The sequence below is a fragment of the Paraburkholderia ginsengisoli NBRC 100965 genome (assembly GCF_000739735.1).
Taxonomy (GTDB): Bacteria; Pseudomonadota; Gammaproteobacteria; order Burkholderiales; family Burkholderiaceae; genus Paraburkholderia; species Paraburkholderia ginsengisoli.
Map to the genome: position 1 here is coordinate 420,192 of NZ_BBJF01000004.1, position 15,199 is coordinate 435,390.

Genomic DNA, 15,199 nt, shown 5'->3' on the forward strand with positions numbered 1-15,199 from the left:
CTGTCATGCGCCCACTATTCCAGTCATGCCAATCATCAAACGACCGCATTCCTCCCATTCTCCGTCCGGTGAAGACCGGGATTCCTACCAACGCACTCCAGGACGCAATGCCGCTTCGCGCGATGCCGAGGCCGGCCGCCGTTCGTTTGGCGCGACGCTCGCGCTGTGGTTCGCGGGACTGATCGCGACCGTCGCGGTGGTGGGCGCGCTGATCGTCGGCTATGCGCTGGTGGTGATGGGGCCGCAACTGCCGTCGCTCGACGCGTTGACCGACTATCGTCCGAAAGTGCCGCTGCGGGTCTACACCGCGGATCACGTGCTGATCGGCGAATTCGGCGAGGAGCGGCGCAGCCTGGTGCGCTTCCAGGACATCCCCGACCAGATGAAGAAAGCCGTGCTCGCGATCGAGGACTACCGCTTCTACGAGCACGGCGGCGTCGACTTCCTCGGCATTCTGCGCGCCGGCTTTGCCGACCTCGCGCACGGCGGCGCCTCGCAGGGCGCGAGCACGATCACGATGCAGGTGGCGCGCAACTTCTTCCTGTCGAGCGAAAAGACCTACACGCGCAAGATTTACGAAATGCTGCTCGCGTACAAGATCGAGCGCGCGCTGACCAAGGATCAGATTCTCGAGCTGTACATGAATCAGATCTACCTGGGCGAGCGCGCGTACGGCTTCGCGTCGGCCGCGCGCGTGTACTTCGGCAAGGACCTGAAAGACATCACGCTCGCCGAGGCCGCGATGCTGGCGGGCTTGCCGAAGGCGCCGTCAGCGTATAACCCGGTGGTCAATCCGAAGCGCGCGAAGATCCGTCAGGAGTACATCCTGAAGCGCATGCTCGAACTGAAGTACATCAGCCGCGAGCAGTACGACCAGGCGGTAAAGGAAGAGATTCGTACCAAGAATCCGGGCAACGAATACAGCGTGCACGCCGAGTACATCGCCGAAATGGTCCGGCAGATGATGTACGCGCAGTACAAGGACGAAACCTATACGCGCGGTTTGAACGTCACCACGACGATCGACTCGGCCGACCAGGACGCCGCCTATCGCGCGGTGCGCAAGGGTGTGATGGATTACGAGCGGCGCCACGGCTATCGAGGACCGGAAGGCTTCGTGCAACTGCCCGCGCCCGGCGACGACCGCGATCAGACCATCGACGACGCGCTCACCGATCACCCGGACAACGGCGAGATCATCGCCGCCGTGGTGACGGATGCGGGTCCGAAGCAGGTGAAGGCGCAACTGGTCGACGGCACGCAGGTGACGATCGCCGGCGACGGTCTGCGCTTCGTCGCCGGTGCGTTGAGCGCGCGCGCAAGCACAACCACGAAGATCAAGCCGGGTTCGATCGTGCGTCTCGTCGCCGACGACAAGGGCAACTGGCAGATCACGCAACTGCCGCAGGTGGAAGGCGCACTGGTGTCGCTCACGCCGCAGGACGGCGCGATCCGCGCGCTGGTCGGTGGCTTCGACTTCAACAAGAACAAGTTCAATCACGTGACGCAGGCATGGCGTCAGCCGGGTTCGAGCTTCAAGCCGTTCATCTATTCGGCGGCGCTCGACAAGGGCGTGGGACCGGCGACGATCATCAACGACGCGCCGTTGTACTTCCCGGCCAGCACGCCGGGCGGCGACGCGTGGGAGCCGAAGGACGACGATCAGCCGGACGGTCCGATGCCGATGCGCCTCGCGTTGCAGAAGTCGAAGAACCTGGTGTCGATTCGCATCCTGTCGTTCATCGGCACGAAGTACGCGCAGGACTTCGTCACGCAGCGCTTCGGTTTCGACGCCGACAAGACCCCGCCGTATCTGCCGATGGCGCTTGGCGCGGGCCTCGTCACGCCGTTGCAGTCGGCCGGCGCGTATTCGGTGTTCGCGAACGGCGGCTACCGGATCAACCCGTATCTGATCAACGAAGTCACGGACGCGCGCGGCGAGCCGCTTTCGAAAGCGCAGCCGTTGACGGCCGGCCGCGACGCGCCCCGCACGCTGGAGCCGCGCAACGCATACATCATGAACAGCCTGCTGCATTCGGTAGCGACCGCCGGAACGGGCTCGGGCACCAACGTGCTGCGCCGTTCGGACCTGCAAGGCAAGACGGGTACGACCAACGACGCGAAGGACGGCTGGTTCGCCGGCTATCAGCAATCGCTCGTGGCGGTCGCGTGGATGGGTTACGACCAGCCGAAGACGCTCGGCAGCCGCGAATTCGGCGCGCAGCTCGCGTTGCCGATCTGGGTCGAGTTCATGCAGCGCGCGCTGCGCGGTGTGCCGCAGGCTGAACCGCAGCAGCCGCCGGGCGTGACCGCGGTCGACGGCGAGCTGTTCTTCACCGACATGATGCCGGGCAACGGCTTCGTCGCGAGCATCGGGCTCGATTCGGCGAATCCGGTGGCCGGTGGCGGCGATGCGGTCGGCGGAGTCGGGCCGGCTGGGATGACGCCGCCGGTGGTCCCGCCGCCGAGCGTGTCGTCGAACGAGAAGAAGCAAATCATGGATCTGTTCGAATCGAACAAGCCTTGATGAATCGGTGCGTGCGCGCGCCACTGGGCCGCGCACGCCGTTTCGAAAGGGCGAAGGGCGGCCCGTCAACGCGCTGGCGGCATTTTCGGAGCGCCGGCTCCAGCAGATTGTGTGCCCGCCCTCCGCAGTGTGTTTTAATTGGGCCCGCGGTATTTTTTCACGTTGGGTCCTACCCGGACGCCTGACCTCCAGACGGCGTCGGCCTCCAATACCACAGCGTCTCGCCGCGAGCGGGGCGTCCCTCTTCAGAGCGCAGCGCGAGACCCGGTTTGACGCGCGCCGCGTATGACAGCATGTCACTTCGATCGTTGCCAACCCCGAGGTTGTCGCGGCCGGCGTGTTCGCCATCCAGCATCCACCGGGTCCCGCCTTGTGAAAAGTCGAATTCTCATCTGTCTGACGACGGCTCTGCTGCGCGCGTTTGCTTTCCTGCCTTACGGGGTTGTCGCGCGAATCGGTACCGGCATCGGCGCGTTGCTGTACCGCATTCCGAGCACGCGCCGGCGTGTCGTGCACACCAATCTGAAGCTGTGCTTTCCCGACATGAGCGATGAAGCGCGCGAGCGTCTGGCGCGCGCGCACTTCTGTCATGTGATTCGCAGCTACGTGGAGCGCGGGCCGCAATGGTTCGGCAATGCGCAGGCGCTGGCGCGACTCGTCGAAGTGGAGAGTGCGATCGACCTCGGCGACGTCCAGTCGCAGCCGACCATCTTCGTGGGCTTCCATTTCGTCGGCATCGAGGCGGGCTGCATGATGTATTCGACGCGCCATCCGGTTGCGTCGCTCTATACGCCGATGTCGAACCTGCTGCTCGACGCGATGGCCAAGCGCCAGCGCGGCCGCTTCGGCACCGAGATGATTCCGCGCAGCGACAGCGTGCGGCGCGCGCTGCGGGTGTTGCGCGAGGGCAAGCCGGTGATGCTCGCCGCTGACATGGATTTCGGTTTGCGCGACTCGGTGTTCGTGCCGTTTTTCGGCGTGCCGGCGTGCACGCTGACGTCGGTCTCGCGGATGGCGCGTGCGGGCAATGCGCGCGTGGTGCCGTTCGTCACCGAGGTGCTGCCCGATTATCGCGGCTACAAGCTGACCATTTTCGACGCGCTAAGCGATTTTCCGTCCGACGATGTGTCGGTCGACGCGCGACGGATTACCGAGTTTCTGGAGACACAGGTAAGACGGATTCCTGATCAATATTATTGGGTGCACAAGCGCTTTAAAAACCGGCCGGCGGGGGAGGCGGGGGTTTATTGAGGTGGGCCTGGGTATTGCGGGCTGGTGCGGCGAGGGTGCCTCTGTCGCGATGCGGCTTGACTGGCGGTAATGCTGCCTCAGCGAGCGCATTTGAACCCGAACCCGAGCGCGCTCAAGCACTTAGTCGGGATCTCCAGGTGTTATCAACAGGGCTGTGAACAAAATCTGTGGATAACGGCTGCGCCTTCATTTGCCTGCGCACGACGCGTCCATCTGCACTGCCATTGCATCCGCCGACACCGCGCCTGACAAACCGATTTGCTTCAAGTACTTAGACGGCGCGCCCAAGAGTTATCAACAACTCTGTCAACAAAAATTGGGGATAACGTTGAGGCATCCCGACTGCTTCATCGCAAGCCCGAGCTCGCGTGCAACGCTCGTTGGTTCATTCGGTACCGCTGCCACAATTCCTAGTGCGTTCAACGTGTTAGCCCGCTTGTCAGATAGTTTTCAACAGGCTACTCAACACAAACTGGGGATAACTTCGCCGCCGTCCGTACGGAATCCCAGGTTTAGTTTGACCTGCCCGCATTCGCCGCCGACGTCGAGGACGCAGCAGCAGCCGCACTAGCCGTAGTAGCCGTAGTAGCCGCCGCCGCATCCACCGGCGGATTCCCCATCGCCTGAAAGAGCGCCGCCGTGTCCGTCAGACGCGCGCTCGTATAGCGGATCTCATCGAGCTGTGCGTTGCGAAACTGCTGCTCGCTCGAACGCGTCGACGAGATCGGCAGGGCGCCCAGCCGGTAGCGTCCCGACGTCTCTTCGAACACCCCCTGCGCCGAGCGCGCGGCCACGTTTGCCGCATCCAGCGCCTGCGCATCGTGCTCCAGCGCAGCGAGCGTATCGGCGACGTTCTGGAATGCGGCCAGCACCGTCTGCTTGTACTGCGAGACCGTGGCGTCGTAAGTGTGTTGCGCGGCACGCCGTTGCGCGAGCAGGGCGCCGCCATGAAACAGCGGTTGCGACAACGACGCGCCGATGCTCCAGATCGCCCCCGCGCCCGACAGCGCGACCGGCCAACTGAAGCCGCCTTGTCCCATCGACGCGCTCAGCGACAAACTCGGGAACATCTGCGCCGTCGCGACGCCGACGTCCGCCGCCGCTGCTTTCAATGCGGCGTCGGCGGCCTGGATGTCCGGCCGCGAGCGCAGCAACTCCGACGGCACCACGACCGGCACCTGATCGGGCACGTGCAGCCGCGCGAGATCGAGGTCGTCCGGCGCCGCATCCGGCGTGCGGCCGAGCAGCACCGCCAACGCGTGACGCGTCGTCAGCCATTGCTGCTTGAGGCCCGGCAGGCTCGCCGACAGACTCGCGGCGCTCTGCTGCGCGCTCAACTGTTCGGCGTGCGAGACCGCGCCGAGCGCATAACGCCGCTGCGTGTCGCGCGCCTGGTCGTTGGCGAGCGTCACGAGCCGCTCGGTCGTGTCGATCTGCGCATGCAGCGCGGCGCTGGTGATCGCCGCCGTGACGATGTTGGCGGCCAGCGCGCGGCGCGCGGCATCGAACTGATAGGCCTGCACGTTCACGCGCGCGGCGAGCGCCGCGTCGGCCAGACGCGCGGCGCCGAACAGGTCGAACGTGTAATGCGCCTGCAATTGACCGACGAACACGTTGTACAGAAACGTGTTGGGCCCGATCTCGGGGATCGCAAGCGCGCGATTGCGGGTCGCCTGGCCGCCCGCGTCGATGGTCGGCAACATCGAACTGCCGATCTGCGCGCGCAACTGCTCGCGCGCGGCGGCGAGACTTTTATCGGTGGCGGCGAGCGTCGGGCTGTTGCGCAAGCCTTCGTCGACCAGCGCGTCCAACGCGTCCGACTGATACAGCTTCCACCATTCGGGCACCGCCTGTGCGCCGACCACGAAATGCTGCGTGACGCCTTGCGCGGGCACTGTCTGAGTCGGCTGTGCTTCGGCACCGTAGTGCGCCGGCTGCGGCATCGCGGGCGGCTCGCCGTTCGGTCCGAACGAGCAGGCCGCGAGCGTGCTCGCGGCGACGGCGAGCGCGCCGAGCCGCGGGTAAGAAACGGAGCGAACGAAGCGCACGTCACGCACGTAACGCACGTATCGAACACAGCGTGAGAACGCGAAAGTAACCATGCTCAATTCCCCGTATGCGTCGCGCCGGACGGCGTCTGCGGTTCGCGCTCGTCGCCACGCACTCTGAACGACGCGGCGTACAGCGCGGGCAGATAGAACAACGTGAGGATCGTCGCGCTGGTGATGCCGCCCATCAGCGCGGTCGCCATCGGGCCGAAGAAGTTCGAACGCAGGAGCGGAATCAGCGCGAGAACGGCAGCCGCGGCGGTCAGCGTGATCGGCCGGAAGCGCCGCACGGTCGCACCGACAATCGCATCGAAACGCTTGTGCCCCGACGCGATGTCCTGCTCGATCTGGTCCACCAGAATCACCGAGTTGCGCATGATGATGCCGAACATCGCGATCACGCCGAGCATCGCGACGAAGCCGAACGGCTGGCCGAACAGCAGCAGCGTCAGCACCACGCCGATCAAACCGAGCGGCGCGGTCAGCACGACCATCAGCACGCGCGCGAAGCTCTGCAACTGGATCATCAGCAAGGTCAGCACCGCGATCACCATGATCGGAATCTGCGCGTTGATCGACGCCTGACCCTTGCCGCTTTCCTCGACCGAGCCGCCCACTTCGATCCGGTAGCCGACCGGCAGGGTCGCGCGAATCTGCGCGAGCGCGCGATCCACCGAGTGCGTGACGTCGATGCCTTGCGCACCAGGCGACACGTCGGACTGCACGGTGATGGTCGGCTGACGGTCGCGCTCCCAGATCACGCCGTACTCCAGATCGTTGCTCAGATGGCCGAGCGTGCCGAGCGGCACCGGGCCGTTCGGCGTGGGCATCGCGAGCGCCACGAGTTGCGACGGGTCGACGCGTTCCGCGCGCGGCGCACGCAGATCCACGCTGATCAGCTTGTCGCGTTCGCGATACTGCGTGACGGTGTAGCCGGAGAGTGTCATCGCGAGGAAGCTCGAAATGTCTTCGGAGCTTACGCCCAGTTCGCGTGCGCGCTTCTGGTCGACTTCGAAACGTACCGAGCGTTCGGCGGGTTCGTCCCAATCGAACTGGACGTTGCTCGTGCCACGGTCGGCGCGCATCGTGGCGGCGACGCGCTCGGCGATCGAGCGCACGGTCGCGATGTCGTCGCCGCTCACGCGGAACTGCACCGGATAGCCGACCGGCGGCCCGTTTTCGAGGCGTGACAGGCGCGTGCGAATCGCGGGGAAGTGGTCGCGCAATTGCGGTTCGAGCCATTGCGCGAGCTTCTCGCGATCCTTCACCGACTTCGCAGTGATCACGAACTGCGCGAAATTGGGCTGCGGCAATTGCTGATCGAGCGGCAGATAGAAACGCGGCGCGCCGGTGCCGACGAAGCTCACCGTGTGATCGATTTCAGGGCGTCCCACCAGCGTCTTTTCGAGCCGCTGGGCCTGGCGCAACGTCGCTTCGAACGACGCGCCTTCGGGCAGGCGCACATCCACGAGCAACTCGGGCCGGTCCGAACTCGGGAAGAACTGTTGCGGCACCAGCGTGAAGCTCGCCATTGCCACCACGAACAGCACGACGGTGATCGCCAGCACGATGAAACGCCGCTCGATACACCAGCCGATCCAGCCACGCAGGCGCTTGTAGAAGCGCGTGTCGTAGATATCGTGCTCGTGGTCCTCCGCTTCGTGCGCCTGACGTTTGCGCTCGGGCAGCAGGTGATAGCCGAGCAGCGGAATCAGCACGACCGCCGCGAGCCACGACGCGATCAGCGCGATCGCCGACACTTCGAAGATCGAGCGTGTGTACTCGCCGGTGCTCGATTTTGCCAGCGCGATCGGCAGGAAACCGGACACGGTCACGAGCGTACCGGTAAGCATCGGAAACGCGGTGCTGGTGTATGCGAAGGCCGCCGCGCGCGTGCGGTTCCAGCCTTGCTCCAGCTTCACCGACATCATCTCGACAGCGATGATCGCGTCGTCGACCAGCAGTCCCAACGCGAGCACCAGTGTGCCGAGCGACACCTTGTGCAAGCCGATATCGAACAGATACATGCACAGCGCGGTGACGGCGAGCACCACCGGGATCGAGATCACGACCACCATGCCGGTGCGCACGCCGAGCGACACGAGACTCACCACCAGCACGATCGCGACGGCTTCGGCGACCGCTTCGAGGAAGTCGTCGACCGACCGCGCGACCGCGTGCGGCATGCTCGACACTTCGGCCAGTTGCAGACCGGCCGGGAGTGCCTTGCGCAGTTGTGCCATCTGTTGATCGAGCGCCTTGCCGAGGCGGATCACGTCGCCGCCAGGCTGCATCGTCACGCCGATGCCGAGCACCGCCTTGCCGCCGAAGCGCATCTGCGTGACGACCGGATCGTCGTAGCCGCGCTTGATCGTCGCGATATCGCCGAGACGGAACGTGCGGTTGTTGACGCGGATCAGCGTGTCGGCGAGCGCCGCGACGTCCTTGAACTGGCCGCTCGGACGCACGAACACGCGGTCGTCGGCAGTGGTCAGCGTGCCTGCCGGCGACACGCTGTTCTGCGCGTTGATCGCCTGGGCGAGTTGCTGCGGCGAGATGCCCAGACGCGTGAGCTGCGTGTTGGCGATTTCGATGTAGATGTGCTGATCGGGGTCGCCGAAGTAGTCGACCTTGGCGACGCCCGGCACGCGCAGCAGCACCGTGCGCAACTGGTCCGCGTAATCGTGCAGTTGCGCGGCGGAAAAGCCGTCGCCTTCGAGCGTGTAGATATTGGTGTAGACGTCGCCGAATTCGTCGTTGAAGAACGGGCCCTGGATGCCTTGAGGCAAGGTCGCCGCGATGTCGCCGACTTTCTTGCGCACCTGATACCAGGTCTCGGGCACCTGACTGACGGGCGCCGAGTCCTTCATCGAGAAGAACATCAGCGACTCGCCGGGGCGCGAGTAGCTGCGGATGAAATCGACGTACGGCGTCTCCTGCAATTTGCGGCCGATGCGGTCCGTCACCTGTTCCTGCACCTGGCGCGCGGTTGCGCCGGGCCAGAAGGTGCGGATCACCATCACGCGGAACGTGAACGGCGGGTCTTCGGATTGCGCGAGCCGCGTATAGGCGAGGATGCCGAACGCGGTGGCGAGCGCAATCAGGAAAACGACCAGCGCCTGATGACGCAGCGCCCACGCGGACAGGTTGAAGCGTCCTTCTTCGTGTTCATGGGCGGTGCTCATGAAGCGAAGTCCTCGGGATGCAGCGGCGGGATCACGCGGACCTTCTCGCCGGCGGTCACGGTGTGCACGCCTTGCAGCACGACGCGTTCACCGTCCTTGAGCCCCTGGCCGATCACGATCGTGCGCTCGTTGTAGCGTGTCACGGTGACACGGCGCAATTCGAGCGCGTCGTCCCCGCCGCGCACGACCCACACGGCCGGCTCGCGGCCTTCGTGGAACAGCGCGGTAACGGGCAGCGTGAACAGGCCGTTCTGTTGCGCCGTGCCGTTCGCCAGCGGTGACGTAAGCGGTGCAAGCGGTGCGATGTCGGCGGTCATGCCGAGGCGCACGTCGGGGCCGGGATTGTCGAGCGTGAGCCGTGCGCGCCAGGTGCGGCTTTGCGCGTCGGCGGCGGGCGACAGTTCGCGCACGCGCGCTGTGAACTTGCGCCCCGGCAGCGCGGCGAGCGTGACGTTCGCGCGTTGGCCGACCGCGAATCCCGCGAGCGAGCTTTCCGGCACGTCGCACAGCACATCGATGTCGCCGCTCCACGCGAGGTTATAGACGGGCTGGCCGGCAGTCACGTTCTGTCCGGTGTCGGCCTGTTCCGCCGTGATCACGCCGGCATGTCCGGCGATCAGCGTGGTGTACTGCAACTGGTTCTTCGACAGCGCCGCCTGCTGCGCGGCCTGATCGCGCTGCGCAAGCGCGGACGCATACGCATTGGTGGTCTGTTCGAGCTGCGCGGGGGCAATCAGGTTTTCCTTCGCCTGCGCCTGGTCGCGATCGAGTTGCTGCTTCGCGAACACGAGGCTGTGCTGCGCGGCGTCGAGTTGCGCCTGCGCACTGGCCGCGCTCTTCTGGGCGTCCGCCGGATCGAGCAGGGCGACGATCTGCCCGTTCTTCACGACGTCGCCAAGCCGCACCCGCCGCTCGATGATCTTGCCGCCGACGCGAAACGACAGCGGTGTCGAATAGCGCGATTGCACTTCGCCGGGCAGCGACGCGGCCGGCATCGCGCTGCCGTCCGCATGCACGGCGACGGCCACCACGGGACGCGGCGCGGGGGCCGCCGCTTCTTTCTTCGAGCAAGCGGCCAGCGCGAGCACGGCGGCCAGCGCGCCGGCCAATGCCACGGCGCGGGCCGTGCGGGCTGCGCGACGCATGGGCCGGGGGGACTGCGGACGCATCGTCGACGATGCGGGAGGACCGGGACGCTTCACAATTACCCCAACAGGAGACAGCGAACGAACACGGCAAGCCGCAGCGGCCCGCCAGCGGAGACACGCAGTCCGTTTATGCAACTGGCATGCGCATCTGACTTCGAATGGTGTCGTGCATTCTAATACACACCTGTATTTGAATGTGAGAGTGAATTTGAATTCTTTTAGGTGCTAGACTGGCGCCCATGAAACGGCAACGACTGACACGCGAGCAAAGCAAGGACCAGACGCGCGAGCGCCTGCTCGACGCTGCGCAGGCGATTTTTATGAAGAAGGGTTTTGTCGCGGCGAGCGTCGAAGACATCGCGGTGGCGGCGGGCTATACGCGCGGCGCGTTCTATTCGAATTTCCGCAGCAAGAGCGAGCTGTTTCTCGAACTGTTGCGGCGCGATCACGAAACGATGCAGGCGGGCTTGCAGGCCATCTTCGCAAGCGCGGCCTCGCGCGAGGAGATGGAAGCGCGCGTGCTGAGTTACTACAGCACTTTGCATCGCGAGAACAAGTGCTTCCTGCTATGGGTCGAGGCGAAGCTGCTCGCGGTGCGCGACGGGCGCTTCCGGCTGCGTTTCAATGCATTCATGCACGAGAAGCTCGAACAGTTGAGCGCGTACATCCGCGAGTTTTCGGCGCGCGTCGGCACGCCGATGCTGATGGAGCCAGAGGCGCTGGCAATCGGTTTGATGGGTTTGTGCGACGGCGTGCAGTTCTTTTACACGGTCGATCCGCAGAACGTGCCGACGGAGATGGCCGAAGCAGTGCTGGCGGGATTTTTCTCTCGCGTGGTGTTCGGGCGCGACGCATGAGCCGAGCGGCTCGCGTGGGATGGGAGTTGAAGCAGCAAGGAAGGAGGGCCGCCGAGAGAAAGTGCTACGCGACCCGAGCTGCTAACAAGCCGCAAGCTGCGCGCGTAGCCAGGGCGCTTCAAAATGCGGCTGCATGCCTGCGCAGCGCGCCGGATGCAGCCGATCAGATCAGTTGTTCGGCAACGGTGCGCAGACGTCGGCGTCCGGCGCGGCGCAGGCGAACGAGTATTCGCCGCTGTAGCGCAGGACTTCCGCACCGGCGTGCAAAACGACTTTGATGTCTGGGCAGCGCTCGTAGGCGATGAACGCCGAGCAGGCCGCGGCGGACCAGCAGACCAGTGAAAACGCGATTTTTTCGAAGAGCTGAAAACGTTGTGGCATAGCGGTAATTTCCTTTCGGCCGCTATGGTACCAGCATCCTAGGGTTTATACCTAGTCGAAATCCGCAACACTCGTCGCAACAGTGACGCGAAAGCCTCGTCAATCTGTCTGGAATGTCATCTTCAGGTCAGGGTTGGGACATGATCGGATCGATACAATCGGATCGTTGGGCAAACCTGCGCGAGCCTTGCCGCGCGGGTCTTCAAAGGCGGCGAGGTTGCGCCGGCCCGGCTTTACCGAGGCAGGAGTCGTCCCATGAATCAACTGCAATCGATGCGCGTGTTCGTCAAAGTGGCGGACCTCGGCAGTTTCGTCGGCGCGGCGGGCGCGCTGGACCTGTCCACCGCGGTGGTCACGCGGCACGTGGCCGACCTGGAAGCGCGTCTCGGCACGCGGCTGCTCAACCGCACCACGCGCCGGCTGTCGCTGACCGAGTCGGGCACCACCTACCTGGAACGCGTGCGCCACATTCTCGACGACCTCGAAGGCGTCGAGCAAATGGTGGTCGCGCGCAATCACGAGCCGGTCGGCACCTTGCGTATCGTCGCGCCGGTGGTGTTCGGGCTGCACAGCCTCGCGCCGGCGGTGCAGTCGTACGCGGCGCGCTATCCGGACGTCGTGCCGGATGTCACGCTCGCGGATCGCCAGGTCGATCTGGTCGAGGAGGGCTTCGACGTCGGCATCATGGTCGCGCGGCACATGCGCACTGCGAGCATCGTCACGCGACGCCTGACGACCGGCTACATGACGGTCTGCGCGACGCCCGCGTATCTGGCGCAGCACGGCACGCCGACGCGTCCCGTGCATCTGCTGAAGCACCCGTGCCTGAGCCGGCCGGCCGAGCACGGCGGCGAGGAACGTGTGTTCACCGGACCGGAAGGCGAGGTTCGAGTGCGGCCGGTCAACGCGATCGCCGCGAACAACACCGAGATGCTGCGGCAGTTCGCGTTGCTGGGGATGGGGGTGGCGATCCTGCCGAGCTATCTGATCGGCCGTGATCTGGCGTCCGGGCGGCTCGTGCCCTTGCTCGGCGATTACCGTTTGCCGCAGATCGAGATCACGATTGCGTATCCGAGCCGCCAGCATCTGCCGGCGAAGGTGCGTACTTTCATCGATCACCTCGTCGCGCATTTCCAGCAGGCTGAGGAGCCTGCTCGCGATACGCGGATCGTGGCGGTGGCGAACTCCGTCGCGGATGCGCTCGCCGAGGCGGGTGATCTGGCGGTGGCGGCCGCGCAGCGCGGTGTGACGCGTCGGGCGCCCAGGACGTCTCGGGCGCGGACGGTCGCGTCGCCGCAGGTTGGATGAGGATCGCAGGAGAGGCACCGGGCGAGCCGGCGTTTGCTGGGTCACCCGGGGTTTGGAGTGTGCGGGGAAGCTGGCGAGATGCGCCAGTTGACTCCAACGAGCGAAGGGCGATGAAATCCCGCCGCCCTTTTTGCCCGGCCGCTTGCTTGCTTGCGCTACGCTAAGAGCCCAGCCCGGGCCCGTAATTGCCGCTAATCAAACGCGTCACGGACGCAATGTCCGTGTAATCCTGTTCCGGCATTCCGTCGAGCATCGACAGGACTTCGTTGCTCGCGCCGGCTTCGCGTGCGGCGTCGACCAGCGCGTCCTTGTTGGTCGGGAAATGGACTTCGCTCAGAAGATCGGCGATCTGCAGGTCGATCGATTCGCCGGGAATAGCCGAGGCAGTCATGCATATGCTCCTGTGGGTACGCGATTGAAATCAGTGATTGGCCGCTAGTGGCGCGGAAGCAGGCGGGCCAGGCGAACGTCGGGAGGCGTGACCTTGTCATGAGCTTGAGTTGCCACACACACCACAGCTCGCTCACGGAGTCGCCAGAGTCACCGCACAGGCTCGGAAGGCGGCAGCGCCACGCAAACACGCAACGAGGCGGCAATAGGCAACGCAACAAGCAACGCAGCCGACCATCAGAACACAACCCGGGTCAGGTCTGCAATTGCTCGTTCTTCCCCATGACACTGCGATCGAGATGTCGCGACTTCGGCAGCGCGATGTGCTGCCATTGTTGCGGCCGGTTATCGTCCGTAGCGGCGACGTCCGGCGCCGCGGGGGCGACCGGCGCGGCGTTGGCGCGTTCGGCAAGACTATTCGCATTCGTGCTGTCGACGGCGGTGTGAACCGGAGCGGCAAAACACGAAGCGGACAGCGTCACCATGGTCAACAGTGTCGAGGTTTTCATCGCCCGACCTCCTAAGCTCATGCGGCGCTGACAGTTAAGCAAAGGCTGTGCCGTCCCCGCGTCGAAAGGAGGGCGCAAGCTACACGCGGCGTTGCGATGCGCGACCCGCGCCCATCTACCATCTTAGATGGCAAATAATGCAACGCGCGCCACATTTGCGACAAAACCGAATTGCTGACCGCATGCAGATGATGACACGAAGACGGCGCTTCAAAGCTCCGCTTAACGCAGCACCTCGAACCGCGTCCAAGGCCACGACGGCCGGTCGCGCATGTACCCGTTTAGCCAGTTCCATTGCGGATGCCGCTTCATGAACGCCTGCGCATCGAACGGTCGTCCGCATGGATGACCCCAGCGCGCGCTGAACGCCATCTCGCGCGCCATTTCGCTGTCGACCACCTTGCCGTCGTTGGCGCCCCACGGATTGAACGGCCCGTGATCGGTGCCGCCGAAACGCGCGTCATCCAGTTCCAGATGACCGCAGATCGTGCGCGAGCACGGGTTGTCGTTGCGGTCGAGATACACGTCGTGATGATCGGCGATCATCTCTTTCGCGAGCTCCACGTCGATCTTGCCGCGATGCATTTCTTCGAGCTGCATGAAGCGCAAACGCCGCGCGCCGTTCTTGCGCACGTCCGTGTAATCCTCGCCTTCGCCGATGCACTCCTGATTGCGGATTTTCAGATCGGTCGCCGTGTTATAGCCGCTATAGAAACCATCCCGCGTGGTCTCGAAGCCGGAATAGTGCAACCCCAGTTCATAACGCGCGATCTCGCCGGTCTTCGCGTCGCCGAGGAGCCAGCTGTTCGCGTAGCCGCCGTTGTTGGCGAGCGCGAACAGCTCGCACCATTCGCCGATACTGTTCGCATACTGCGACGCGCGTCGCGAGCGGTAGAACTCGGGCGCGCCCGCCGCGTTGTAGCCGATGAAATTGGAGATGGTGGTCTCGGTCACCATCAGCCCTGCGCCCGTGACCCAGAAGTCGGTGAGACTAGAGATGCAGCCCGGCAAGCCCTGCATCAGGATGCGGTTGCCGCGGTCCGGCACGATGTCGAACACGACGTTGAACGCGTCGCCGGCCGCGTAGCGGTCCCACGAGTTGTGCGCCATCACGATGCGGCCGTCGCGCGTCGCGTTGCCCGTGGCGATGAACGCGCTGCAATGGTGCCCGCGCCGGCCGCGCCAGGGCTTGGTGCCGAGTTGCGGCTGCTGCCGCGCCGCGTGGCTCGGCCACCAGCTTTGCAGCAGATCCATGTAGCCGTTCCATGCGAGCACCTCGGTGAACGGCAGCTTCGCGCCGTCGGCAATGCCCTGGATTTCGTCGGCGAATTCGGTGTCGAGCTTGCTCGCGAATTGCGCGGTCGCGGCGTCGACGAAAGTGTCGAACTCCTCGCCCGTGTCCCATTTCGCGAGGTAGCGCGCGGTGCGGATCGCGTTGCGGATTTCGGCGGCGAGCAGCTGGCCGTGCTGCTCGCCGCGGTCGTAGGGTTCGCCTTCGATATGCAGGAAGATCCAGCCTGCCTGGTCGCGGCGCACGGCATCGAGGGACGGTTCGCTCATCTTCGCTCCGATCGCACGGCGGGCGTCTCGGTGCG

The 15,199-nt window shown here is 64.9% G+C and carries 11 protein-coding genes; 4 read left to right on the forward strand and 7 right to left on the reverse strand.

Features of this window, described 5'->3' with window-relative positions:
- Positions 1-25 precede the first annotated feature (25 nt).
- A complete protein-coding gene (locus tag BGI01S_RS05980; protein WP_042323253.1) occupies positions 26-2,527 on the forward strand; it encodes a penicillin-binding protein 1A in 2,502 nt (833 codons plus the stop codon).
- Positions 2,528-2,899: 372 nt separating this feature from the next.
- On the forward strand, positions 2,900-3,778 hold the full coding sequence (locus BGI01S_RS05985) for a lipid A biosynthesis lauroyl acyltransferase (protein ID WP_042323254.1): 879 nt from the start codon (positions 2,900-2,902) through the stop codon (positions 3,776-3,778).
- Between the two features lie 512 nt (positions 3,779-4,290).
- On the opposite strand, the gene BGI01S_RS05990 is transcribed toward BGI01S_RS05985, so the two are convergent.
- The 3 genes from BGI01S_RS05990 to BGI01S_RS06000 are packed head-to-tail and all read right to left on the reverse strand — an operon-like array spanning position 4,291 to position 10,180.
- Positions 4,291-5,880 carry an efflux transporter outer membrane subunit gene (locus tag BGI01S_RS05990; protein WP_232624352.1) on the reverse strand — a complete coding sequence of 530 codons (1,590 nt, stop codon included), beginning with the start codon at positions 5,878-5,880 and terminating at the stop codon, positions 4,291-4,293.
- 2 nt (positions 5,881-5,882) lie between these two features.
- Complete coding sequence (locus BGI01S_RS05995; RefSeq protein WP_042323257.1) at positions 5,883-9,011, reverse strand: efflux RND transporter permease subunit; 3,129 nt, start codon at positions 9,009-9,011, stop codon at positions 5,883-5,885.
- Positions 9,008-10,180: an efflux RND transporter periplasmic adaptor subunit gene (locus BGI01S_RS06000; protein ID WP_042323259.1), complete on the reverse strand. Its 1,173-nt coding sequence runs from the start codon at positions 10,178-10,180 to the stop codon at positions 9,008-9,010. Before BGI01S_RS06000 ends, BGI01S_RS05995 begins: the two co-directional genes overlap by 4 nt.
- A gap of 218 nt (positions 10,181-10,398) precedes the next feature.
- On the opposite strand from BGI01S_RS06000, the gene BGI01S_RS06005 reads away from it, so the two are divergent.
- Complete coding sequence (locus BGI01S_RS06005) at positions 10,399-11,016, forward strand: TetR/AcrR family transcriptional regulator (protein WP_042323260.1); 618 nt, start codon at positions 10,399-10,401, stop codon at positions 11,014-11,016.
- Between the two features lie 168 nt (positions 11,017-11,184).
- Here BGI01S_RS06005 and BGI01S_RS06010 read toward each other — a convergent pair whose 3' ends face one another.
- Positions 11,185-11,397 (reverse strand): hypothetical protein, encoded by a 213-nt coding sequence (locus BGI01S_RS06010; protein WP_042323262.1) that lies wholly within the window; start codon positions 11,395-11,397, stop codon positions 11,185-11,187.
- A 255-nt stretch (positions 11,398-11,652) separates the two neighbouring features.
- On the opposite strand from BGI01S_RS06010, the gene BGI01S_RS06015 reads away from it, so the two are divergent.
- Positions 11,653-12,705, forward strand: a complete 1,053-nt coding sequence (locus BGI01S_RS06015) for a LysR family transcriptional regulator (protein ID WP_042323264.1) — start codon at positions 11,653-11,655, stop codon at positions 12,703-12,705.
- Positions 12,706-12,865: 160 nt separating this feature from the next.
- Here BGI01S_RS06015 and BGI01S_RS06020 read toward each other — a convergent pair whose 3' ends face one another.
- The 3 genes from BGI01S_RS06020 to BGI01S_RS06030 all read right to left on the reverse strand — a co-directional run bounded on the left by BGI01S_RS06020 (position 12,866) and on the right by BGI01S_RS06030 (position 15,164).
- Entirely contained in the window at positions 12,866-13,096 is a 231-nt protein-coding gene (locus BGI01S_RS06020) for a DUF2795 domain-containing protein (RefSeq protein WP_042323266.1), read from the reverse strand.
- A gap of 253 nt (positions 13,097-13,349) precedes the next feature.
- The gene (locus BGI01S_RS06025; protein ID WP_042323268.1) at positions 13,350-13,604 is read right to left on the reverse strand and encodes a hypothetical protein; all 255 of its coding nucleotides are present in this window, start codon (positions 13,602-13,604) and stop codon (positions 13,350-13,352) included.
- A gap of 222 nt (positions 13,605-13,826) precedes the next feature.
- The gene (locus tag BGI01S_RS06030; RefSeq protein WP_042323270.1) at positions 13,827-15,164 is read right to left on the reverse strand and encodes a C45 family autoproteolytic acyltransferase/hydolase; all 1,338 of its coding nucleotides are present in this window, start codon (positions 15,162-15,164) and stop codon (positions 13,827-13,829) included.
- Positions 15,165-15,199: the final 35 nt, after the last annotated feature.